Origin of the sequence: Pedobacter sp. Leaf216 (assembly GCF_001421515.1) — a bacterium.
Classification (GTDB): domain Bacteria; phylum Bacteroidota; class Bacteroidia; order Sphingobacteriales; family Sphingobacteriaceae; genus Pedobacter.
This window is the reverse complement of record NZ_LMKM01000007.1, coordinates 562123-586836: the sequence shown is the minus strand read 5'-3', so window position 1 is coordinate 586836 and position 24714 is coordinate 562123. Positions and strand designations below refer to the sequence as shown.

Sequence of the window (24714 nt, the reverse complement as noted above, 5' to 3'; positions counted from 1 at the left end):
GTTTTTTCATACTATTTTGAAAATGGCCAATAACAAAATTATTGGCTACCTGGCAAGCGTCTCCATGGGACGGCTCGTTGCTTAACAATAAAGGTTGGAATCAAAAAAGATTAATTATTAAAATCAAAATAAGTGACACATTTGAAGGAAATAAATCCACTCATTGCTTGCTGTGTACTATTTTCAAACTCCAGATTAATAAATCAATCTTCTACTTTTTCGTAAACGTACCTCTTGTAAAACCTTCGCCTATTAATGTTTTTTCATCTCTGATTAAGAGCATGATCGTATTTTGCTGATCATACAATTTAATCATATCCCCATCAATTACATATTTGGATGTGAATATCGAATCCTTATAAGCATCGGCTACAGTTACCGAATCTTTAGATTTAAAATCAAAGGTTTTATATTGTATATCTTCATTGCTCGCAAATGTGCCAGAAACTACCTTTTTTTGGATAAAAGTAATGTAGCAGAAATACCCGGTAACAAGAATAATTACCACCGAGAAACCAATCAGGGCCTTATTGCCACTCGCATATTTAATCGAGAAATATAAAATGGCAATCAGAATTAAGGCCACTATAACAAAAAAAACAACGTTTGTATAATCTTTATTTTCGTGTGGTACCGATGCAGCAACAGTTCCTTTATTTGCAGCAGGCTTATTTATTGGCGAAATCCGTACTAAAAATTCTTTACTCACCCAGCCTTCACCATTGGTCACTTTTATTTTATAGAAACTTGCATCTGATGAATCGATAACAGCTACATTTTCATTTTTCGGCAGGTGTCCAACAATTTTACTTTTGGCATCAGCTTTTTCTCTAACCCGCAAATCATCAGTAGTAGTGCGGTACATGTCAACATTTGTTGCTGCCTGGGCGGTGGTACTGGGTTGAGCAGCACTTGGTTGCACTGCATTAGGTTGCGTGGCGGCTGGTTTAGCCACAGGAGCAATTTTTTCAACGAAATCTTTGCTCACCCATCCCTCTTTGTTCTTAAACTTTACTTTATAGAATTTGGCATTGCTGGCATCTGTAACCGTTATATTTTCGCTTTGAGCAATATTACCAATAACTTTGCTTTTCGGATCGCTTGATGCCCTAACGCGTAGTTTATCTGCTTTTACACGGTAAATATCCTGCGCATTTAAAGTGATCGAAAAAGTAATGAAGGCAATAAGAATAAATAAGATTCTGGTCATGTTGTTTTTTTATAGATGCTTTAACAGAGCGTTAACTGCAAAAAAAGCATCAATGTTAAGATGCCTGGCGAGCCATTATTATGCCAAAAATAGAAATTCTTTTAGTAAAGCTTCCAGAAGATTTAAAAGATTTTTCAGTTTGCCGGTTAAACAACAATAAAAACTTATCCTAAAATAGCTGCAAAAACTATTTTCTTTTGATTACGTATAGTCCATTTGCACCACGATCGCCAATATTTGTTCCATAAGAAAGGATAATAAAGGCAACCTCCGATTTATTTTCAAATGCTTTTGGTACCTTATATAAATCTACACTAATTATTGGTTCGGTAAAAAAACCAACGTTTTTTATTGCAATTTCCTTAAAGCAAATTTCTTCATTCTTATGTTTTAATGTGAGGTAAGCATCTCCACCCCAGGTTTGGGGCAAGCCGCTGTAAGGCGCCCGGCCTTGCAAACGTTCCTTTTTAAAATATTTTAGCACAACCGGATTTGTATTGTCCTTCCAATTGTAACTGAGTTTTTCCTCATTATTGCGGTTTTTATAGCTCAACAATGGGTATTTTCCATCAATACTGCTTTTTAAAGGAATAAATCTATTGCCTTTAACCGGAAAACCTTTAAAATCCAACTCGTTATCTGATCCCGTATCCTGGTAAATTCTATTATCATTCTTTTGAGTATTCATGGCCATCCATCCATCGGATGTTTTAAAGTAGAAGGTTAAATAATCCCAATCTTTACCGGGTTTATACGTAACCGCTAAAGCATTTTTGTAATTACGCTCAAAATTTTCTTCCCAGGCGTTCCCTTCCATTTTAAAATCTTTGTTTAAAAAATTGATAAAAGGTTGCTTGCTTTTGTTGCCAGAGGTATACCAATCAATAAAATAGTTTGCCCCAAAAACAACACCCTCATTGCGGAAAGTATGTATCGCAGTGGTATCGTTAATTAAAGAGTCCGTTACATTCCCCTTTGCATCAAGTTTATGGTAAACTTCAAAATCCTGGTTTACATGAGCGGTGGTGATGATAAAACCATCGGTTTTGGTATCATAATCAATATTTGCAGGATCAAAAAACAGGTATTCAACTTCGAAATTTGCTGATCCAGCACGATTGTTTAAATATGGATAATTTTTAAGTGCATTTGGGAAGAAGATATTCGATAATGATATATTAATGGCTGTAAATTTAATAAGGTAAACTATTAATAATGTGGACAATACAGATAAAAAAATCAACATCCTTTTCTTTGTCATAAAATTAGTTTACCAGCTACCCCCGGTACCACCGCCACTGCTGCTGCCACCGCCCCAGCTACTGCTAGAGGATGAAGATGATGAACTGCCGCCTGATGATGAGCTTGATGAAGAACTGGATTCCACCAGCATCGCAAGAGTGATCCATTTAATAAATTCTGTTTTTTTACAGAAACTGCATTCATTAATCAGTTTTGCCTGTCCGTCGTGGCTATATGTAGCTTGCTTAACCGTTACCTGTTTATTTAATTTATAAGTTCTAAAAGTACACTCAGGGCATTCTATATAGCTACTGTATTTTTCTGCCGGCCAGGCTTTAATGATGTGTTCTTTATGGTCGGCACTTTCCCATATATCATAATCGTAAGCTAAAACAACTTCTTCTTTTCGTTGTCCTTCAGTTAAAAATGGTTTGCCTTCAATATTAATATCACGGTCAATACGCGTCATCGGATTGTTTTTACTGTCCATAACCGGTTTAAAACGATCAACTGTTTTGGCGCGTTTTATGAAATGGATTATAATAGCAAAGAGAATAATTGGCGAAAAAAGTATTAACCACCAGTTTTTCTTATGGAAAACCAAAACAGAATCGAAGAAATTTTTATCATCCTGATGAGCTTTCCGCAGGGCAGAAATGCAGAAGAGATACCTGAAAAAAAGACCGATGGCTAAAACGGCGAATAAGATATAAGGTATATGTGCACCCCTTATGTTGCTGAAAATATTAAAAGAGCCTGAAAAAACAAAGATAAATACCGAAACAAATACAATAAATATAATTACTCCACAGCCTTTTGCTATGGTAGTATCCCTACTGTTATTCTTGTCAAAACCTTCTATATATAAACCGTTTTTACCTTGCCTGTTTAAAATTTTAAATACACCAAAAAAGGCCAGTATAATGGCAATTGATGGCAGCCACCAAATATTTAGCGCATTGCTACCATCTCGCTGGGTAAAAAACTGGTTTAGTTCCGATTTATTTTCTGGATTTAAAATAATTTCACCAGTTGCATTAATGGTGTTCGTAATACCGGTACTGAAATCATTTTTCCTAAAAGCCGGCAGGAGCTGCTGCTCGGCAATGTGTTTGAGCTTTACATCTGGCAATACACCTTCAATTCCAGTACCGGTAATGAAACGGTATTTTTTCCTGTCTTTGGCAATAAAAAGGAGTAAGCCATTGTTACTGGTTTTGGAGCCAATGCCCCAGGTTTTAAACAGCTCATATGCAAAATCAAAGTCTTCTTGATCAGGGTCAAAATCGTTAACAATTACCACCGCCACCTGAACATTGGTTTCTTGTTCAAAGTGGGCGATAGTGCTGTTTAACGAAGAAATTGCACCTTCATCCAAAATTTTATCAGGATCGCTTACATAACCGCCGCCATTTTTCTTGGGATCAGGAATATCTGCAACCTTATAAGCGGTTTGAGCAAAAGAAATATTAACAGCAAAAAGGAAAAATAATAAGGAAAGCGATTTAAATAGATGAAGTTTGAGCATCGTACAAATTTAGGTGTAAGCTTTTACATCATCTTTTAACAGCTAAGTGCGAATATGGTTTACTCTTTTAAGATTTTTGCCAAAATCTTGTCCAGTTTAGCTTTATCTTTCATATAAGCTTCCAAATCGTAAAGCTGCACCGTTTTAAACTCTATCGGATGGCTTTCGCTTTGTAATGAAATATAACCTGAAGTTAATGGTTTTCCATCTATTTTAACCTTCGGATCAAAATTGGAAACGCTACCGCCACCAATTTGAGGCTTTGTATACTCCAACACCACTTCACCTGCTATAATGTGTTTTATTACCGAATCGCCTAAAACTAAAAATTCTGCAGTTACCCATTGGTCGCCAGCGTATGTTTTAGATTTTGAATCTAAACAGTGGGGGGTAAACAATTTGCCATTGTAATTAATTAAGGTGCCTGGTGTACATACATTGCTGGTATGGCGTTCATGTTCACCATCACCGCCAAGAATTTGACCTTCAATAGAAATCGGGAAATCCTGATTTTTTAACATGGTTGCCGGATCCTGACAATGCAACATCGCACCGCTATTTCTTGTGGCCCAACCTTCGCCACCTTTAGCCTGATCGCCAACAAAACGGTATGTAACTTTTAAAAGGTAGGCAGAAAAAGGCTTTTTATAGAAAATATGGCCGTATTGCTGGTCAAATTCCGAGTATCCGTCGTAACTTACTTTCATTACTCCGTTTTCTACCCGAAAAGTATTGGCATAATTCTCTTTGTAGTCGTGTTTTGCAATTTTAATGTTCCAATCTTTGAGATCTTTTCCATTAAAAAGATTGATCCAGCCTTTTTGGGCACTGGCGTTTGAGATTATTAGGGATAAAAATAATACTGAAAGGTAAATTGATTTTAATTTCATGGTTAGCATTTGGGTTAGGTGCTAAAAGTATGAAATTTTTTCGTTTCAGGAAACAAGAGTGAGTTAGAGATTAAAGCGTATGTAGTCCAATGTTGATAGTTTATCCTTGGAGCATACAGATCAAAAACAGGTTTTCAGTTGACAATTTACAAAAGGCAATTTTTAATTAACCAATTACAACAGTTAACCAAAACTTAATGAGCTAAAAAAGGCTGAACTCTTTCCAATGCGAATGCCAGTTGTTCTTCTTGTGTAAGATCAGTATTATCTAAAATAACCGCATCATCTGCCCTAACCAAAGGACTTTCCTTTCTGGTGGTATCAGCGTAATCGCGGTGTGCAAGATTTTCAAAAACTTCTTCCAAAGTGGTTTTATTATTGCCTTTACTTTCAAGTTCCTTAAATCTTCGTTCGGCCCTTATTTTTGGATCAGCCGTCATAAAGAATTTTACAGGCGCATCCGGGAAAACGGTTGTGCCGATATCGCGACCGTCCATTACTATGTTTTTTGATTTGCCCATGCGCTGTTGTTGTTTAACCATCTCATGGCGTACAATTTTATGTGCAGAAACCTCACTTACATTTTCTGAAACAGGCATTAAACGGATTTCATCAGAAACTTCTTCGCCGTTTAGGGTAATGTGCGATTCGTAATCGCGTGAGTGAAAATTCAATTCGATGTGCTGTAATGCATCTACAACTTTGGCATCATCGGTAACATCAATGTTGTTTCTTAAAAAATATAGCGTAACGGCACGGTACATTGCCCCGCTATCTACATAGATGAAGCCTAATTTTTTTGCTAATGCCTTTGCTAATGTGCTTTTTCCGCAAGATGAGTAGCCATCAATTGCGATTACAAGGTTTTTCTTCATCGTAGCGCAAAGGTAAAAAATAGAAACAGAATGCTCAATTTTTAGCACTATAAAGATAAAATCTGATAAAATTTTTAATAAATAAATGGTTTGGCAGCTGATAATTAATTAAATAAAATACAAAATTGTAAGTTGAGGTGATTAGGGAAGGGACGAAATTTGTTTCAAATTCCTATTTTTGGTACATGTTACCTACAAGAGATGAAATTTTACGGTCTGTTACTTTCAAAACTTCCAGAAGCGGGGGCAAAGGCGGGCAGAATGTAAATAAGGTTTCGAGCAAGGTAGAACTGATCTTTGATCTTGATGCCAATGAAAGTTTAAGTGATGACGAGAAGACTCTTTTAAAAGAAAAATTATCGAATCGCCTGGATAGTGAAGGCCTGTTGCATATTGTTTCGCAGGAGGATAGGAGCCAGCTTTTAAATAAAGAGAAAACGATTGCTAAATTGATCGATTTGTTAAAACGGTCACTTATTGTGCAGAAAAAGAGAAAACCAACTAAAATTCCTAAAGGAGTTATCGAAAAGAGGTTGAAAAATAAAGCCTCCACAGCAGAAAAGAAAAAAAACCGGAAAATAACTGATTTTTGAAATAAAATATCAGATGGAAATATTTGCCATTACATTTATATAGTTGTTCTTAGTAAAGTCACCTTGAATTTATTTCAGGGCCTTTAACGCAGGAGAGATGATGATCCCCAATCTTCGGGTCAACATGGCAATCGCGGCTGGTAATAAGCTTAGCAATGAATGCCAAACAATATAGGAATTCTAAGTCTTCCCAAACCTGTAGTACAAGCTTAAGCCACCGTAATTCTGTGCCTTAGCTACACTTTTTACTTCTTTAGTTTTAAAAATTACATTAAAATCAGCTGTAAACCTTTTCGAACTATAATTTACACCAAATTGCTGCTCAAAAACAATCGGTTTAACACCAAAGGTAACCGGGCTATTGTTGTTAAAAAGACTGCCCTGAATCGTGGCATCATAAGCTACAAAATTAAGCTGTGGTTTTATATAAAAGAAAAATTCTGAATTGTGTAAGCTTTTCGTTTTGGCATTTCCGATTACTGCATTATGATATGCGCTATTGAATAATTGGTTTACCTTACCAATTCTGAATAAAAGCGATGTTCCCAAGCCAGAAAATGTTGTACCCAAATTGGCATAACCCTGGGCGCTGATATCCACAATCGGATCTTCCGGCCTGAAAAGCAATTTACTATAATTTGCAGCAAGATTTATGGCCAATTCATTTTTAATCTGATAATCCCAACCTGCGGGCGTATAAAAACCAACTGTTTTATGTAAAAAACGTTGTGCTGTTTGAGCGAGCGAATTAGGCCCAACCGTTCCTAATTCTACACTGGTTTTTAAAACACTTTCGTTTTTGTAAAAAATAGAATAAGCACCGCCAGCATACAGATAACCTGCAAAAGGTCGGTCTTGATCTTCCTTGTTTGCTACCATGCCCCAATAAGGCGTATACATTTTCTGGCCCGCAGAAATTTCATAAGTCTTTTTCTCAATTTTATCCGATAGTTTTTCGGTATTTATCGCATGGCGGAAGTAAATAAACAACCCATTTGTATAATAGCGATCGTTTAACGTAGCCAGATAAGCATCGTTTTCGGTTTTAAAACCAAATTCGTTTTTAAACGACTGCGCAAAACTGGTTGAAGCAACCAAACAAAAAACTATGGCAAATAAAAATGATTTCATAAAAAAGCCCGGGCAATTACCCAGGCTATAAAAGTATTTATTGTTATTGGATTTTTGATGATAATCCAAAAGAATTACAATTTAGTTAACAATTGGCGCAATTTTAACGCTCAAATCCAATGGTTTTTTAACCTTGTTTTTGGTTAAAGCCAGCTCAATTACTTCACTCATTTCGGTTACATAATGGAATTTTAAATCCTTGATGTAACTTTCTTTAATTTCCAAAATATCTTTGCGGTTGCTTTTGCAAAGAATAATCTCTTTAATATTAGCACGCTTGGCAGCAAGTATTTTTTCTTTTATTCCGCCCACAGGAAGCACCTTTCCCCGTAAGGTAATTTCTCCCGTCATGGCCAGGTGTTGTTTAACTTTACGTTGTGTAAATGCAGAAGTTAATGCGGTAAGCATAGTTACTCCAGCCGATGGACCATCTTTTGGTGTAGCACCTGCAGGCACGTGAACGTGAACATCCCAATTGTCAAACAATGAATAATCGATGTCGAATTCTGAAGCATGCGCTCGTAAATAGGCCAGGGCAATAACCGCCGATTCTTTCATTACATCGCCAAGGTTACCCGTTAGCGTTAATTTTCCTTTACCCGGACTTAAACTCGATTCGATAAATAAAATGTCACCGCCAACGCTTGTCCAGGCTAAACCCGTAACAACACCAGCCACTTCGTTACCTTCATATAAATCTTTATCGTAAATCGGTGCGCCTAAAATACGTTCAACATCATCATTGCTTAAGTTGGCATCATAGGTTTCTTCCATGGCAATTTTTGTAGCAACACCACGCACCAATGAACCTATTTTTTTCTCTAAGCCACGAACCCCCGATTCTCTGGTATAATCTTCGATCACTTTCTCAATCAATGCAGTTTTTAAGCTGATATCTTTCGTTTGTAAACCATGATTTTCCTTCTGTTTTGGCAAAAGGTATTTTTTGGCAATTTCTATTTTTTCTTCAATGGTATAGCCGTTTACCTCAATAATTTCCATACGATCCAACAAAGCAGGTTGTATGGTACTTAAAGAGTTCGCGGTTGCAATGAACAAAATATTTGATAAATCGTAATCTACCTCTACATAATGATCGTAGAAAGCATTGTTCTGTTCAGGATCTAAAACCTCAAGCAAAGCTGATGATGGATCGCCACGGTGGTCAGTTCCTACTTTATCAATCTCATCCAATACAAAAACAGGATTATCTGCACCGGCTTTTTTAATGGAAGAAATAATACGGCCTGGCATAGCACCAATATAAGTTTTACGGTGACCGCGAATTTCTGCCTCATCGCGGATGCCACCTAAAGCCATACGCACATATTTACGGCCCAATGCCTTTGCAATTGACTTTCCTAATGAAGTTTTACCAACTCCCGGAGGGCCAACCAAACATAAAATTGGCGCTTTCATATTGCGCTTTAATTTTAATACAGCCAGGTATTCGATAATGCGCTGCTTAACTTTTTCTAAACCGAAATGATCTTTATCTAAAATCCGCTGTGCTCTTTTTAGGTCGAAATTATCTTTGGTAAATTCACTCCAGGGCAAATCCAAAAGTAACTCCAGGTAATTTAACTGTACCGAATAATCAGGTGCAGCCGGATTCATTCTGCCCAGCTTATCAAGTTCTTTATCAAAATGATCTGCAACAGTTTGGGCCCATTTTTTCTTTTTGGCTTTTTCCTGTAAAGCATCAAATTCTAAATCGGCAGAATTGCCACCAAGTTCTTCCTGAATGGTTTTTAATTGCTGATTTAGGAAATAATCACGTTGTTGCTTATCTAAATCAGTACGTACTTTCGATTGAATCTGATTTCTCAATTCGAGCATCTGCAATTCAACCATCAAAAGTTCCATTACCTTTTGTGCCCTTTCCTGCAATTTATCCATTTCCAGGATTTTTTGCTTATCGGACATTTCGGCATTCATGTTTGACGAAATGAAATTAATCAGAAACGAATTGCTCTCTATGTTTTTAAGTGCAATACTGGCTTCACTCGGTATATTTGGAGAAAGCTGTATAATCTGGGCTGACATTTCGCGGATAGATGCAATCAGCGTTTTAAACTCTTTATCTGCTTTATGTTTCTGCTCTTCGAATTTTTTTACAACCGCTTTAATGTAAGGCTCGTTCTGCACTTCTTCAATCAGGCTGAAACGTTGCTTACCCTGGATAATTACCGTAGTATTACCATCAGGCATTTGCAAAAGCTTGATGATGTTTGCAACCGTACCAACAGTGTTAAGTTGCTCAAAAGTAGGGTCTTCGATAGAAACATCCTTCTGAGAAACAACCCCGATGATTTTATTTCCTTTGTAAGCTTCTTTAATTAATTTAATTGATTTATCTCTTCCAACTGTGATGGGAATCACCACACCTGGAAATAAAACTGTGTTTCGCAAAGGCAATATCGCCAATGTATCCGGTGTTTCCTCATTGTTCATTTCCTCCTCGTCTTGTTGAGACATTAAAGGGAAAAATTCGGTATCCTCATTTATAATTGGCATTGCTGTATGGAAATCAAATATATCTTGTTTACTCATTATCACATTTTCCGCTAACGACAAACTGGCAGTTTAATCGTATTCACTTTGTTTAATTTTGGTATTAAGTTAATAAATTCAACTCTTGTGCCAAACTGAAAATAACATTAATCTTATGTTAAAAAGGCAGAGTAACATAAATATTTCAGCCACTATCATATAAAGCATATTTTAGCGTTTAAGCTAATGTTTAGGACAGTTGGTTTTAAATGAAAGATAATTAAAAACTTTTAAATTATCAGAATAGGATTATATTGCAAAAAATTTCTCCTATAAAATTACGTTAGGCGTTTGATTTGTTAAACTTATTACTCATACATGAACTATTTTAAAAAGGCTATTTTAGGATTAATTATTTTTTCATCAACCAGTAGTTTTGCCCAAAGCAGTTACGAAAGAAGTATGCAGGCCATGATGAAAGGTGATTATAAAACTGCCGCCGCTCAATTAGAAAAAGCCGATACCAAAACACCTGATAATGCCAACGTATTAAAAATGCTTGGTTATTCTTATTTTCAGAACCATGAGTATGAGAAATGCATTGCAACTTATAGCCGCTTATTAACCATAAAGCCTACCGAAGTTACTGCCTACTATTACCGGGGGATAGCAAGGTTGAAAATAGCCAATGATCCTAAAGAATCATTAAATACCATGCGCGAAAATTTTTACCTGGCTTCACTTAAAGATTTTACCAAAGCCATCGAAATAAATGGTGATGAAGATGCCCAGATGTTTCAAAACCGTGGATTAGCCTACAAAGATTACGCAATTTTTAAATCTTTTAAGGCAAAGAAAAAGGACGAAAAGGCTGCTTGCGTAGCTTTATTTAATAACTCTATAGTCGATTTTCAAAAGGTATTAACGTTGCAACCGCTAAGAAAAGATATTATTGACTGGGTAACATATGATAAAGCGCAAATTGCGAGTTTAAAATAGAATAATATTTAAAAAGAAAAGGGGACTTGAATATTTTCGAGTCCCCTTTTTTTATTTTAATTTACCAACTATCGAATATTTTTTCTCATTTAACAACCTGATTTTCTGCTGCTTTTTGATCGAATACAAACTATCCGGGAAATAAGTTAAAGTATCCAGCGATCGGTATAAGATATTTTTATTATCGACGATGATCTCTATTTTATCGGCTTTCTCACCTTTCCATGTTATAGAAACCTTTTTGATCGGGATTTTTTTATTATCGGAAATATAACTATCTACTCCGTTTTGTTCTTTTATTTTAAAACTTCCTTTCCACGAGGTTTTATTAATGTCGGCATTAACAAATATGGCCAGCTCTTTTGTCCAGTTGGCTATTTTGGCTATTTTATTTTCTGCCGCGCCATTTATGCTAACCGTTTTGTTTACCTCAGGATTTAACTTTTGAAGGCGGTTAATTTCCTTTTCGAAATATCCTTTAACATCAAAATACAATAAATCAGTATTTGCTTCGGCTTCTTTCCGCTGATTGCAGGAAAACAAGGCCAAAGCAAATACCAGAAAATACAGTTTCTTAACCATTATACTAAAACATTTCCTGTCATTTCTTCTGGAATGGCAACACCTAATATTTTTAAAACAGTAGGGGCAATGTCGCCTAGCTTTCCATCAGCAATGGTTTTATAATCTTTATCGATTAAAATACATGGAACAAGATTGGTGGTGTGTGCAGTATTTGCAGATCCATCTCCGTTAACCATAAACTCCGAATTACCATGATCGGCTAAAAGAATAAATGAATAACCATGAGCTAAACCTGTGTTTACCACAATTTCTGCACATTTATCAGCGGTTTCTACTGCTTTTATTACGGCTTCAAAAACACCTGTATGTCCAACCATATCAGGATTGGCAAAATTTAAGCAGATAAAATCAGCCCAACCAGTTTCCATTTCTCTGGTAATGGCTTCCGTAATTCCTGCTGCGCTCATCTCCGGCTGAAGATCGTAAGTAGCCACTTTTGGGGAAGGAATTAAAAGTCGCTTCTCATTTTTAAATTCAGCTTCCCTTCCTCCTGAGAAAAAGAAAGTTACGTGAGGGTATTTTTCCGTTTCTGCAATGCGGATCTGGTTTTTGTTGTTATTGGCCAATACTTCGCCAATCGTTTGGGTTAAATCATCTTTAGTGAAAATTACATTAACCCTTTCAAAACTTTCGTCGTAAGTAGTCATTGTAACATAATACAACGGTAATTTGTGCATTTGTTGCTCTGGAAAATCCTTTTGAGTTAAGGCTGTTGTTATTTCACGGCCTCTATCAGTACGGAAATTGAAACAGATCACCACATCATCGTTTTGAATAGTGGCTACCGGAGCACCATCAGCTTGCGTTAAAACTATTGGTTTTAAAAATTCGTCGGTTACGCCCTCTGCATACGATTTTTTGATCGCTGCCAAAGCATCCTGAGTTTTCTCACCAACTCCATTAACCATCACATCATAAGCCTGTTTAACGCGTTCCCAGCGGTTATCGCGGTCCATAGCGTAATAACGGCCAACCATAGTTGCTAATTTAGCATTGGTATGCTGAATGTGGTTTTCGAGGTCGGTTATAAAACCCAATCCAGAATTTGGATCAGTATCGCGGCCATCTAAAAATGCGTGTATAAAAGTGTTTGGTACTTGCGCTTCATTAGCGGCATCGCACAAAGCTTTTAAATGTTCAATGTGGGCATGTACGCCACCATTGGAAACCAGGCCTATAAAATGAACAGCTTTATTATTTTGTTTTGCATAATCGAATGCGTTTAACAAAATAGGGTTGGTATGCAATTCTCTGTCGGTAATTGATTTGTTTATTCTTCCAAGCTCCTGGTAAACTACCCGGCCAGCACCTAAATTCATATGCCCAACTTCAGAATTACCCATTTGCCCGGCTGGTAAACCCACTGCTTCACCAGATGCTTCGAGCTTAGAGTTTGGATAGTTTTTTAATAACGAATCGAAAAAAGGAGTATTTGCAGCATAGGCGGCATCGGAATTATCTTGTTTTCCGTAGCCCCAACCATCTAGAATTATTAGCGCGAGTTTTTTATCGTTTACCATCTTTATAGAAAAATTTATTGATCCACATTAAAACATTTTCATGTATAACATGTTTTAGTGTTTTGTTAATATCGCAAATATAGCTTTATTGAAGCTTATACAAATTAAGAAATCCTTTTTTTGATGTGCTAATGGCATAATTTTAGCTAGAGGGTTCTGTATAAAATACAGAAATGATCCGGAGCTTATTTTTATTCATTATCAGTTTATCTTCATTATATGGTCCAACAGTTATCCAGGCTGATATAATTGATGATTTATCCTCGTATTTTAAGTCTGCAAACTCAAAAGAAATAGCCAAAAATTTTGCCTCAACTATCGAACTTATCATTATTGATGAAGAAGATGTATACTCAAAAGCACAGGGTGAACAAATTTTGAGAGATTTTTTTATCAAACACCCCCCAGTTAAAACAAGTATTTTTCATAAAATTAACACCAATCCAAACTACCGCTTTGGTGTAATCATCCTGAGTACCGCAAAGGAAACTTTCAGGATTTCCATCACAATGAAAAAATTCAATACCAGTTTTTCAATTACTGAATTACGGATAGAACCGGCAAAAGATTAATTGTCCCAAAGCCATTATATATTTTACCATCGCTTTGCTTTTTGCCGACTCCCCAAGTTGTAGAGACAATTATATAAACTTCTGAAGTTAACAGCTCACTTTAAAGCTTCAGTAAATTGTCTGCTAATAAATATTTCTTATTTTTGCGGCATAAAATCTACATTTTGGATATTAAGCTTATACATCAGTTCATAAAAAATGCCCTTACCGAAGATGTTGGTGATGGCGATCATACTTCACTTTCAACCATTCCTTCAGGAACACAGGGAAAAGCAAAACTGATCATCAAAGAGGATGGTATTTTAGCCGGAATCGAACTGGCGATTGAGATTTTTAAGGAAGTAGATGCCAATTTGAAAGTTGATGTTTTATTGCATGATGGGGCGGAGGTAAAAGTAGGTGATATTGCATTAACAGTTGAGGGCAGTACCCATGCTATTTTAATTGCCGAACGTTTAGTTTTAAACTGTATGCAGCGCATGAGTGGCATTGCAACAAAAACGCATCGGATTGTTTCATTGCTAAAAACAACTAAAACTAAAATTTTGGATACCCGTAAAACTACCCCAGGACTTCGTTATTTGGAAAAATGGGCGGTTAGAATTGGTGGAGGTGTAAATCACCGCATTGGTTTGTACGATATGATTTTGATTAAGGATAACCATGTAGATTATGCCGGAGGAATTTCGAATGCGATAAATGCGGCTCATCAATATCTGTCAAATGAGAATAAAGTGCTTCAGATTGAAATAGAAGTAAGAAATTTAGAAGAACTGGCTCAGGTTTTGGCTATTGGTGGTGTAGATCGCATTATGTTAGATAATTTTAGCTTTGAAAATTTAAAGGCTGCGGTTTCATTAATCGATGGTAAATTTATTACAGAAGCTTCTGGTGGAATTACAGAAGAAAATGTTGCAGAATATGCCGCTTGTGGTGTTGATTATATTTCGATGGGGGCGCTTACACATTCTGTAAAAAGCCTGGATATGAGTTTAAAAGCATACTAAAGTGAATTGCTATAAAATTAAAAGCTTATTTTTTGTATCATTGTAGGCTATGGTTACGGTTTATTCTCTCAGCGCACTATTAATTGCCTACCTTTTTGGATCTATACCAACAGCTGTATGGCTTGGTCAGGCCTTTTATGGGGTTGATGTAAGAGAATATGGAAGTGGCAATGCCGGTGCAACCAATACTTTTAGGGTATTAGGTAAAAAAGCCGGGATCGCTGTAATGATCATCGATATAGCAAAAGGTTATACCGCAACCAATCTGGCCTATTTTATCGGCATGTCGGTAACCGGACCGCAAAACTCAGTCGTTTTTGTTAATTATCAACTCGCCTTAGGGGTAACCGCAGTAATGGGGCATTTATTCCCTGTTTTTGCAGGTTTTAGGGGAGGAAAAGGTGTGGCTACACTTTTTGGAATGATTTTGGCAGTTAACTTCGAGGCATCTATGCTTTGTGTTCTGGTTTTTGTGGTGGTATTGTTATTAACTAAATACGTTTCATTAAGCTCCATCTGTGCAGGATTTACTTTTCCGCTCAGCGTTGTGTTTTTGTTTCAGGTTTCCATTAAATCTGAAGTATTATACGGGATGGTAGTTTGTGTTCTTATCCTGGTTACCCACCAAAAAAACCTCGAAAGATTGCTGAAAGGCAAAGAATCTAAAGTGTATTTGTTTAGGAAGAAAACTAATTAATTAACAAAACACATTTCACTAAAACATATTTATAGGCTTGCTGTTTAATCATCGGTTTTGCTTATCAGTATTTACTAATCATTTAAAATCGTATTATGAAAAAGTTATTTTTAACAGCAAGTGTTGCTGGGATCTTATTATTTAACTCCTGCTCTACCGTTCCTTTAACAGGGCGCAGCCGGTTTGATTTAGTGAGTAACGATCAGGTTTTGCCGATGGCCTTTCAGGCTTACAGTACGTTTTTAACAGAAAATAAATCAACTGTTTTACCAGCCTCAAATGCACAGGCTTTAAAAGTGAAAACCATTGGAAGCAGGTTAATTACAGCTGTAAAATCTTATATGAACAGCAATAATTATGGTAACCTGATTGCAGATTACCAATGGGAAGTTAATGTTGTTCAAAATAACGAGAAAAACGCATGGTGTATGCCCGGTGGAAAAATTGTAGTTTATACTGGTATTTTACCTGTAACACAGGATGATGCAGGTTTAGCTACCGTAATGGGCCACGAGATTGCTCACGCCATAGCAGGTCACTCAGCAGAACGTATGTCGCAAGAGATGGTTGCACAGGGAGTTGGTGCGGCAGCAGGTGTAGCATTATCTAAAAACCCTAAAACACAGTCTATTTTCAATACGCTTTATGGCGTTGGTACACCGGTTGCAATGCTAAAATTCAGCCGTAATCAGGAGTTGGAAGCAGATCGTTTGGGTTTGATTTTCATGGCTATGGCCGGATATAATCCTCAAAGTGCTACTGCTTTCTGGAATAGAATGTCGGCTGCTTCTGCAGGTGCGCAAAAACCAGCGGAGTTTTTAAGTACGCACCCTAGTGATGCCACGCGTATTGCACAGATTCAAAAATATTTGCCTGAAGCACAACAATATTATAAGAAATAAGGTTAGAAGCCAGAAGGTATAAAGGTGGAAGGTTTTTGCGTCATGCAGAAATTTTCCACCTTTTTGTTTTCGTAATCTTCAAAACGTCCCTAAGCTTCGGGATCAGCATCTTCCTTGCTATAAGATCCTGAAATAAATCCGATAGCTATCGGATTACGATGACGGATTTCTATTCGTTAAGTTGGAGCCAGGCGTTACGATCAGATTATAATCAATTACTTAATAAACCAATCCTGAAATGAACTAACTAGCCAAAACCTTCAAAATTGCACTGGCTTTTAATAAACATTCTTCATATTCTGAAACGGCATCGCTTTGATATGTAATTGCACCACCAACCTGAAAAGATAGGTATTTGCAAGTTGCGTTGTATAAAATACTTCTGATCACAACATTAAAATCGAAATCTCCATCCGGACTGATGCAGCCGAATGAGCCTGAATAAATGCCTCTTTTGGTTACTTCATATTCTTCAATCAGTTTCATGGCTTTAACTTTAGGCGCGCCTGTCATGGAGCCCATTGGAAATGCGTTTTTAATGGCATCTATAGCATTAACCCCGGGATCTAATTCACAGCTGACGGTAGAAATCATCTGGTGTACCTGCGGAAAGCTGTAAATACCAAATAACTCATCCACCATAACAGAACCCTTAACAGCCGATTTCGTAAGGTCATGACGTACCAAATCAACAATCATAACGTTTTCTGCTTGTTCTTTAATACTGTTCCTGAGCTGCATTTTTATATGCTCGTCTTCAATTGGATCTAAGCTTCTTTTTGCGGTACCTTTAATGGGCTGAGAGGTCAATTTTGATCCTCGTTTGCAAAGAAACCTCTCTGGTGTTGCGGATAGAATATATTTATCGTAAACTTTAAAATAGCCAGCAAAAGGGGTGGGGGATAATTGATTTAGTGCCTCAAAAGTTTCAACTGAGTGTATTTCTGCATTTTTAGCAAAAAATTCCTGACAAAAATTAACCTCGTAAATATCGCCCCTAATAATATGATCTCTTAAAGCTTCTACCTTATTAATATATTGATCTTTCGATAATCTTTGTGCAATTGTTATGGCCTTCGCGAGTTTTTTTCCTGGTAAGTTAAAAGTCTCTATTTCTGTTAGTATGGATTGATCTCCAAGCAAAACCTCTGCTTTGCCGTTTTTAAATGCAATTAAATGTTTTGGCACAAAAAAGTAAAGATCAGGAAAATTTAAGTGGTCTGGATTATTAGAATGGACTGCTTCAATCTCATTTTTTAAATCATAGCTAAAGAAACCGAAAACCCATTGTTTATGTTCAGCATAAAAGCTTTTCAACTGCTGAAAGGCATTGCCTGATGTATATTTAAGTTCATGATGTGCATCGGCAGCTAAAATAAAATCATAGGCAGAATAGGCGTCTTTGTAATCATTTGAATCTAAAATGCAACACACTTCAAATTGGTTGGCCCAATGCAATGCTTTTTGTTTAAAATTAGATATGTTTTGTGTGGTTTTCAAGCTTCGGCAAAGGTAAAAATAGCGTTGATAATTGTAAGAAATTAATTTTTATCTTTTGGAACGGCTTATTGATTTTCTCATGCCAATTTCATTCAGATAGATCGTCATTTCGAGCGGAGTGCAACGCAGTCGAGAAATCTGTTTAGATAGATCTCTCCGCTTTGGTCGAGATGAAATTTCGGGTAGATAGAGAGCCCTGGAGTCTATTGCATTAAGATTCCCGCCTGCGCGAGAATGACGATTTTTTTATAATAATTAACTAAAAAACAAAAAAGCAACCCGGTTGTGGGTTGCCTTTTCTTTTATGAACCGTCAACCTGAATTTATTTCTAGACGACGGAATCTTATGTTTTAACGTAATTCAAGCGTTTGTGCTCTATCTGGTCCTACTGAAAGGAATTTAATCGGCACTTCTAACTCTTTCTCTAGGAAAGCTATATAATCGTTCAATTTAGCAGGAATTTCATCTACAGATGTAATTTTGGTTACATCAGTAGCCCAACCATCAATTGCTTTTAACACTGGTTTTGGTTCGATTGAAATAATATCGTATGGCATATAATCGATCGTTTCACCATTATATTCATAGTGTGTACAAGCATAGATCGTATCGAAAGTATCCAGAACATCAGCTTTCATCATAATTAACTCGGTTACACCGTTTAGCATGATGGCATATTTTAATGCAGGAAGATCAATCCAGCCACAACGACGGGCACGGCCTGTTGTTGCACCAAATTCGTGACCTAAAGCCCTTAAATTTTCGCCAACTTCATTATCAAGTTCGGTAGGGAAAGGTCCGCCGCCAACACGTGTGCAATACGCTTTGAAGATACCATAAACGGCACCCACCTTATTTGGTGCAATACCTAAACCAGTACAGGCACCAGCAGTGGTAGTGTTGCTTGAAGTTACAAAAGGGTATGAACCGAAATCCACATCCAATAATGTTCCTTGCGCACCTTCTGCTAAAACTGCTTTTCCTTCTCTTAAGAAACCATTCACATAATGTTCGCTATCTACATGAGGAATCGTTTTTAAGAATTCGATTGCTTCAAAGAATGAGGCTTCTTTTTCTGCCAGTTCGTATTCAAAACCTTCATAATGAGAAAGGATTTCAGTGTGTTTTTCTACCAATTTAGCATAACGCTCTTTGAAATCAGGTAGTGTAGTATCACCAACCCGTAAACCGTTACGGCCGGTTTTATCCATATAAGTTGGACCAATACCTTTTAAGGTTGATCCAATCTTATTTTTACCCATGCGTGCTTCATTAGCAGCATCCAATAACTGGTGGGTTGGTAAAATTAAGTGTGCTTTACGGGCAATTACCAGTTTGCCATCTGCAACAGGGTCATGACCAGCTTTTTTTAAATTATCTAACTCTCTTTTAAGGATAATTGGGTCGATTACTACGCCATTACCGATAAGATTCATGGTTTTTTCGTTAAAAATTCCTGAAGGGATTGTATTTAAAACGAATTTTTTGCCATCGAACTCTAAAGTATGTCCGGCATTTGGGCCACCCTGAAAACGGGCAATAAGATCATATTTTGGACTTAGTACATCAACGATTTTTCCCTTTCCTTCGTCGCCCCATTGCAGGCCGAGAAGTACATCTACTTGCGTCATTATTTAATAAATTAAGCTGGTTTTATTTGTATTATGATTTAATTTCTTCGATTTTTTCAGCTGATGCTGCACTTTCGCTAACTTTTCTGGCCATACTGCAATCAGAGCAGAAACCATAAAGGTTTAACGAATGGTGTTTTACATCAAATTTTAAAAGATCTCCAACCATGGTTTGGATCTGGTGAATTCGTGGATCGCAGAATTCTACTACTTTACCACATTCTATACAGATTACATGATCGTGCTGGCGGTAACCATAAGATTTTTCGAATTGCGCCATGTTTTTACCAAACTGGTGTTTGGTAACCAAATCGCACGAAACCAATAACTCCAATGTATTGTAAACCGTAGCACGACTTACGCGGTACTTTTGGTTTTTCATATGGATATAAAGGGTTTCTACGTCAAAGTGGTCGTTTCTAGAATATATTTCTTCCAATATAGCGAAACGCTCTGGTGTTTTACGTAGATTTTTGTTTTCTAAATAAGCCTCAAAAATCTTGCGAACGAGCTCATTTGTTTTTTGTTCAGACATAGTTTTTAAACTCCATTCAAAGGTAGGTAAATTGTTTTGAAAAATGATTACACCGATGAAATGATTACACAGATTTGTAATTAGTTAGTGGGCCGTGGCCGGAAGTTAGAAGTTTAAATTGCAAATAACATCCGGCATCTAATTTCAAACTAACTAAGCATCAAACCTCGTTACCCCGGTAACACCTCTTACTTTCAATAAATTTTTAATCAGGTTTTCCAGGTGCTCGGTATCGTTTACAAAAATCATAATCGAACCATCAAAAATGCCTTCATTGGTATCTACTGTAATCGACCGCATGTTTACTTTAAAGTCGGTAGAAATAACCCTGGTAATGTTATTAATCAAACCTACATCATCAATGCCTACAATGCGTAAGCCGGTTAAGAAAGTGAGTTCCTGTTGTTTGTTCCATTTGGCTTTCACCACGCGATAACCATAATTTGCCATCAGCTGGGCAGCGTTAGGGCAATTGGTACGGTGTATTTTAATGCCTTCGCTCACGGTAATAAAACCAAAAACATCATCTCCAGGAATTGGGTTACAACAGGCTGCAAGAGTATAATCAATGCGCTGCATATCTTCTCCGATCAGTAAAATGTCAGATTCTCCGCCTTTAATTTTACTTTTTATGCCATCAACTGAGAGATTTTCAGGGCGTTCTGGTCCGCGGTTTTCAACTTCTTTTTCGCTCGAAAGGTATTCTTTGATATCTTTCAGTTCGATTTTTCCAAGGGCTACATTAACAAAAAGCTCCTGCGTAGAAGGGAGTTTAAAGAAATAACTGAGTTTTTGTAAATTATCGGTATTGTAAGTGATTTTTAACGATTTAAGCTTTCTTTCCAGAATTTCCTTGCCATTTTCGGCAATTTTCCGCTTTTCTTCTTTTAAAGATGATTTAATTTTTGATTTGGCTTTCGCCGTAACCACTACATTAAGCCAATCTTCTTTAGGCGTTTGTTTGCTTGAAGTGATAATCTCTACCTGATCGCCATTTTGCAGTTTATACGAAATTGGAACAAGTTTGTGGTTTACTTTAGCACCAATACAGGTTGCACCCACATCTGTATGAATTTCGAAAGCAAAATCAAGGGCGGTAGCACCTAATGGCAATTGGATTAATGCGCCTTTTGGGGTAAAAATGAAAATCTCATCAGAGAAAAGGTTCATTTTAAAATCATCAAGAAAATCCAAAGCATTGGCTTCGGGGTTACTCAGCATTTCGCGCACTTTCTGAATCCATTGATCCAAACCGTTATCATTGCTCGATTCCTTATACTTCCAGTGCGCAGCAAAACCTTTTTCTGCAATCTCATTCATGCGTTGTGTACGAATCTGTACCTCAACCCATTGGCCGCGAGGCCCCATCACTGTGGTGTGCAAACTTTCATAGCCATTTCCTTTTGGCGAAGATACCCAATCGCGTAATCGATCGGGATTAGGGCGGTATAAATCGGTAACGATAGAGTAGGCTTTCCAACAATCGGCTTTCTCATTTTCGGGGGCAGAATCCAAAATAATCCGGATGGCAAAAAGATCATAAACCTCTTCAAAAGGAATATTTTTCTTTTTCATTTTATTCCAGATGGAGTGTATTGATTTCGGCCTGCCATATACGTCGGCCACTAAACCCTGTTCATGAACGATTTCATCAATAGGCTCCACGAATTTTTTAATAAAAAGCGCACGCTCGGCTTTTTTCTCGTTTAATTTCTTTGCGATAAATTTATAGGTGTCAGGGTCAAGATATTTCATTGAAAGATCTTCCAACTCTGATTTTATGGCATATAAACCCAATCTATGGGCTAATGGAGCGTATAAGTAAATGGTTTCTGATGCGATTTTAAGTTGCTTGTGGCGCGGCATAAAATCCATTGTACGCATATTGTGCAAACGATCGGCAAGTTTGATCAGGATTACACGAACATCATCGGCCAGGGTAAGCAGCATTTTACGGAAATTTTCGGCCTGTAAAGAGCTGTTGGTATCGAAAACCCCAGATATTTTGGTTAATCCATCGATAATTTTAGCAGTTTTTTTGCCGAATTCGCGTTCAATATCTTCTAAAGTTATATCGGTATCTTCTACAACATCATGCAGTAACGCACAAACAATAGAGGTTGTTCCAAGCCCAATTTCTTCGGCCGCAATTTGCGCTACTGCTATGGGGTGATAAATATAAGGTTCGCCAGATTTTCGGCGCATATCTTTATGGCTTTCCAGCGCCATATCAAAAGCTTTCCTGATTTCTTTTTTATCGCCCTTTTGTAAAGTAGATTTGCTTGCCCGTAATAATGCCCTATATCTTTTTAGAATTTCTTGCTTTTCCGCCTCTAAATCAATCACTAACTCTGTTTTCATTTGTATTTTTTGCGTAAAAATTGCGTCTTATTTATGAATAAAACTTATATTAGTTTTGTGAAACACCTAATATATGAAATAACACCTAACTTTGTAAAAGTATAAATTTATGAAATTTAAAGGGCTCTTTTTTCTTTGTATTGTAATGATTTGTAGCTTTTCGCTACGGGCTCAGGATTCAAATGCCCCTATGTTTCCTAAAATGGGGAAAAGTGATACAATAAGAGTAGCCTCTACAAATGATAATGGTGTAATGATTCCATGGATGCAGTTGCAGGATGTAAGTATCTATGCTGCACGAATCTGGAAATCGCCGGCAGAGCAAGCGGCTTACAACCGTTTACGGTACAATGTATTAAAGGTAATGCCTTATGCATTGTTTGCAAAGCGGAGATATGAGCAACTGGAGCAGGATATTGCAAAAACACCAGAAAAAAAGGAACAAAAACAGTTGGTTAAACAATGTGATAAGGAAATTAAAGACATGTTTAACCGCGAAATAAAAGATTTAACGATTACCCAAGGTCAGATTTTAACGAAACTGATCGACCGTGAAGTGGGCAGAACAACTTATGAAATTGTGAAGCAGACCAAAGGTGGTTTTGCTGCATTTTCATACCAGATTGTTGCGCGTGTAGTGGGCCATAATTTAAAAAGCACTTACGATCCGAACGAGGATAAGGATATAGAATCCATTATCCGTACCTCGGGATTTTATCAATAACATAATGCAGGAACGCATTCCGAATATTTATTCATTTAAGGTAAAGAAAATTAATGGCGAAGAACAGCCGTTATCTGCCTACCGAAATAAAGTTGTTTTAATTGTAAATACAGCTTCAGAATGTGGTTTTACACCACAATTAAAAGAATTGCAACAGCTTAAAGATGAGGTTAATAACCCTGATTTTGAAATTTTAGGTTTTCCTACCAACGATTTTGGTAAACAGGAACCTTTAAACGGGACTGACATAGCTTCTTTTTGCGAAATTAACCATGGCGTAAAATTCCCCGTGTTTGATAAAATTATGGTGCGTGGCGAACATGCCCATCCGCTTTACCAGTTTTTGAGCGATAAAAAACAAAACTCAAAATTAAGTTCCAAACCCCGCTGGAACTTTCATAAATATATTGTGAACAAAAATGGTGAACTGGAAGATTATTTTCTACCGTTTACCAAACCATTGAGTTCGAAAATTAAAAAGAAAATTCAGCAATTGCTGAATCAAAATGCCCAATAATTACATCATGAAATTAGATATTTTAGTTATAGCCGTGCATCCAGATGATGCTGAGCTTTGCTGTTCAGGTACTATTTTGAAACACATTGCGCTTGGTAAAAAAGTTGGAATTGTAGATTTAACCCGTGGCGAGCTGGGTACACGTGGTACAGCAGAAACCAGAGATGAAGAAGCTGCCGACTCTGCAAAAATTTTGGGTTTACATGCCCGCGAAAATTTGAGGTTAAGGGATGGGTTTTTTCAAAATGATGAATTTCACCGCCTGGAAGTAATTAAGGCAATCCGAAAATACCAGCCCGAAATTATATTGAGCAATGCGCTCGAAGATCGCCACCCCGATCATGGAAGAGCTGGCGATTTGGTATATGATTCAGTTTTTTTATCCGGTTTACCAAAAATAGAAACTGCTATAGATGGTATCAGTCAGGAAGCACACCGCCCAAGGTTATTGTTGCAATACATCCAGGATCGGTACTTAAAGCCTGATATTATTGTTGATATATCTGATCATATGGATAAAAAAATTGAATCGATAAAGGCTTTTAAAACGCAGTTTTATAATCCTGATGTTGAAGGTTTACAAACCTATATTTCTTCACCAGAATTTTTTGAAACTGTAATCGGCCGATCGAGAGAATTTGGCAAAAGCATTGGTGCAACTTTCGGCGAAGGTTTTACTTCAAGGAAATTGCTAGGGGTTGATAATCTGTTTGATTTAAAATAAAAACAATTTTTTAACAAATTGAAAGCGCATGCCTGCATTATCAGGCATGCGCTTTTGTTATAAATAACTATTATTTGTTTGCCTCAAAATTTCCCTTTATCTCACCAGCTTTAAAGGCAGCTTGTGTTTTTAGGTCATCGGTTTTATCAGCAGCTTTTTCGGCCAAATCACTAGCCTTGTCTTTCAAAGTTTCGCCTGTTGTTTCTGCTTCACCTTTGGCTTCTCCGGCAGCAAATGCGCCTTTCGTTTTCAGTTCATCATATTTATCTTCAGCCTTATCTTTTAAATCTTCGGCTTTGTCCTTTACATCTTCCCAAACATCTTCAGCTTTATCTTTTGCATCGTCCCAGGCATCCTCAGCTTTATCTTTTAAGTCGCTTAATTTACTCTTGGCCTTATCAAAGAAACTTTGTTCTTCTTCAGGTAATTGATTTTCTGTGCTCATACAATTAAATTTAAATTAGAACGATAGAACAG

The 24714-nt window shown here is 36.9% G+C and carries 23 protein-coding genes; 9 read left to right on the top strand and 14 right to left on the bottom strand.

All coding sequences use genetic code 11. The features are described from left to right. Positions 1–211: 211 nt before the first annotated feature. The 5 genes from ASE74_RS07525 to cmk form a co-directional block, all read right to left on the bottom strand. Entirely contained in the window at positions 212–1210 is a 999-nt protein-coding gene (locus ASE74_RS07525; RefSeq protein WP_055906477.1) for an SH3 domain-containing protein, read from the bottom strand. Between the two features lie 187 nt (positions 1211–1397). Next, positions 1398–2471 (bottom strand): hypothetical protein, encoded by a 1074-nt coding sequence (locus ASE74_RS07520; RefSeq protein ID WP_157255368.1) that lies wholly within the window; start codon positions 2469–2471, stop codon positions 1398–1400. A gap of 9 nt (positions 2472–2480) precedes the next feature. Then, positions 2481–3980 carry a YgcG family protein gene (locus ASE74_RS07515; RefSeq protein WP_055906472.1) on the bottom strand — a complete coding sequence of 500 codons (1500 nt, stop codon included), beginning with the start codon at positions 3978–3980 and terminating at the stop codon, positions 2481–2483. Between the two features lie 59 nt (positions 3981–4039). Continuing rightward, positions 4040–4870 carry a DUF1080 domain-containing protein gene (locus ASE74_RS07510; RefSeq protein ID WP_055906469.1) on the bottom strand — a complete coding sequence of 277 codons (831 nt, stop codon included), beginning with the start codon at positions 4868–4870 and terminating at the stop codon, positions 4040–4042. Positions 4871–5064: 194 nt separating this feature from the next. Then, positions 5065–5745 (bottom strand): (d)CMP kinase, encoded by a 681-nt coding sequence (gene cmk / locus ASE74_RS07505; RefSeq protein WP_055906466.1) that lies wholly within the window; start codon positions 5743–5745, stop codon positions 5065–5067. Between the two features lie 185 nt (positions 5746–5930). Between cmk and arfB the strand changes: the two genes are divergently transcribed. After that, positions 5931–6338 (top strand): alternative ribosome rescue aminoacyl-tRNA hydrolase ArfB, encoded by a 408-nt coding sequence (gene arfB, locus ASE74_RS07500; protein WP_055906463.1) that lies wholly within the window; start codon positions 5931–5933, stop codon positions 6336–6338. A gap of 180 nt (positions 6339–6518) precedes the next feature. Here the strand turns inward: arfB and ASE74_RS07495 are convergent, their stop codons facing one another. Both ASE74_RS07495 and lon read right to left on the bottom strand, forming a co-directional pair. Next, positions 6519–7469 (bottom strand): lipid A deacylase LpxR family protein, encoded by a 951-nt coding sequence (locus ASE74_RS07495; protein ID WP_055906460.1) that lies wholly within the window; start codon positions 7467–7469, stop codon positions 6519–6521. Between the two features lie 81 nt (positions 7470–7550). Beyond that, on the bottom strand, positions 7551–10022 hold the full coding sequence (gene lon / locus ASE74_RS07490) for an endopeptidase La (RefSeq protein WP_055906457.1): 2472 nt from the start codon (positions 10020–10022) through the stop codon (positions 7551–7553). 318 nt (positions 10023–10340) lie between these two features. Between lon and ASE74_RS07485 the strand changes: the two genes are divergently transcribed. After that, a complete protein-coding gene (locus ASE74_RS07485; RefSeq protein ID WP_055906454.1) occupies positions 10341–10961 on the top strand; it encodes a tetratricopeptide repeat protein in 621 nt (206 codons plus the stop codon). Positions 10962–11012: 51 nt separating this feature from the next. On the opposite strand, the gene ASE74_RS07480 is transcribed toward ASE74_RS07485, so the two are convergent. Beyond that, on the bottom strand, positions 11013–11543 hold the full coding sequence (locus ASE74_RS07480) for a hypothetical protein (protein WP_055906452.1): 531 nt from the start codon (positions 11541–11543) through the stop codon (positions 11013–11015). Then, complete coding sequence (gene gpmI / locus ASE74_RS07475) at positions 11543–13066, bottom strand: 2,3-bisphosphoglycerate-independent phosphoglycerate mutase (RefSeq protein ID WP_055906449.1); 1524 nt, start codon at positions 13064–13066, stop codon at positions 11543–11545. Before gpmI ends, ASE74_RS07480 begins: the two co-directional genes overlap by 1 nt. 173 nt (positions 13067–13239) lie before the next feature. Between gpmI and ASE74_RS07470 the strand changes: the two genes are divergently transcribed. From ASE74_RS07470 to ASE74_RS07455, 4 genes are all read left to right on the top strand, one after another. Further along, a complete protein-coding gene (locus tag ASE74_RS07470; RefSeq protein WP_055906447.1) occupies positions 13240–13638 on the top strand; it encodes a DUF4783 domain-containing protein in 399 nt (132 codons plus the stop codon). Between the two features lie 161 nt (positions 13639–13799). Further along, entirely contained in the window at positions 13800–14645 is an 846-nt protein-coding gene (gene nadC / locus ASE74_RS07465) for a carboxylating nicotinate-nucleotide diphosphorylase (RefSeq protein WP_369800138.1), read from the top strand. Positions 14646–14694: 49 nt separating this feature from the next. Continuing rightward, on the top strand, positions 14695–15342 hold the full coding sequence (plsY, locus tag ASE74_RS07460; RefSeq protein WP_055906441.1) for a glycerol-3-phosphate 1-O-acyltransferase PlsY: 648 nt from the start codon (positions 14695–14697) through the stop codon (positions 15340–15342). Positions 15343–15437: 95 nt separating this feature from the next. After that, positions 15438–16244 carry a M48 family metallopeptidase gene (locus tag ASE74_RS07455; protein ID WP_055906438.1) on the top strand — a complete coding sequence of 269 codons (807 nt, stop codon included), beginning with the start codon at positions 15438–15440 and terminating at the stop codon, positions 16242–16244. A 243-nt stretch (positions 16245–16487) separates the two neighbouring features. Here ASE74_RS07455 and ASE74_RS07450 read toward each other — a convergent pair whose 3' ends face one another. From ASE74_RS07450 to ASE74_RS07435, 4 genes are all read right to left on the bottom strand, one after another. Beyond that, entirely contained in the window at positions 16488–17744 is a 1257-nt protein-coding gene (locus tag ASE74_RS07450) for an anthranilate synthase component I family protein (protein WP_055906435.1), read from the bottom strand. A 351-nt stretch (positions 17745–18095) separates the two neighbouring features. Then, entirely contained in the window at positions 18096–19376 is a 1281-nt protein-coding gene (locus tag ASE74_RS07445; protein ID WP_055906433.1) for an adenylosuccinate synthase, read from the bottom strand. Between the two features lie 31 nt (positions 19377–19407). After that, entirely contained in the window at positions 19408–19911 is a 504-nt protein-coding gene (locus tag ASE74_RS07440) for a Fur family transcriptional regulator (RefSeq protein ID WP_055906430.1), read from the bottom strand. Between the two features lie 153 nt (positions 19912–20064). After that, positions 20065–22272, bottom strand: a complete 2208-nt coding sequence (locus ASE74_RS07435) for a bifunctional (p)ppGpp synthetase/guanosine-3',5'-bis(diphosphate) 3'-pyrophosphohydrolase (RefSeq protein WP_055906427.1) — start codon at positions 22270–22272, stop codon at positions 20065–20067. Positions 22273–22381: 109 nt separating this feature from the next. Here ASE74_RS07435 and ASE74_RS07430 point away from each other — a divergent pair, with 109 nt between their 5' ends. The 3 genes from ASE74_RS07430 to bshB1 are packed head-to-tail and all read left to right on the top strand — an operon-like array spanning position 22382 to position 24237. Then, positions 22382–22996 (top strand): DUF4294 domain-containing protein, encoded by a 615-nt coding sequence (locus ASE74_RS07430; RefSeq protein WP_055906423.1) that lies wholly within the window; start codon positions 22382–22384, stop codon positions 22994–22996. Positions 22997–23000: 4 nt separating this feature from the next. Beyond that, the gene (locus ASE74_RS07425) at positions 23001–23513 is read left to right on the top strand and encodes a glutathione peroxidase (RefSeq protein ID WP_055906419.1); all 513 of its coding nucleotides are present in this window, start codon (positions 23001–23003) and stop codon (positions 23511–23513) included. A gap of 7 nt (positions 23514–23520) precedes the next feature. Continuing rightward, positions 23521–24237, top strand: coding sequence for a bacillithiol biosynthesis deacetylase BshB1 (gene bshB1 / locus ASE74_RS07420; protein ID WP_055906656.1), 717 nt, complete (start codon positions 23521–23523; stop codon positions 24235–24237). Between the two features lie 70 nt (positions 24238–24307). Here bshB1 and ASE74_RS24705 read toward each other — a convergent pair whose 3' ends face one another. Beyond that, a complete protein-coding gene (locus ASE74_RS24705) occupies positions 24308–24682 on the bottom strand; it encodes a YtxH domain-containing protein (protein ID WP_157255367.1) in 375 nt (124 codons plus the stop codon). Positions 24683–24714 lie beyond the last annotated feature (32 nt).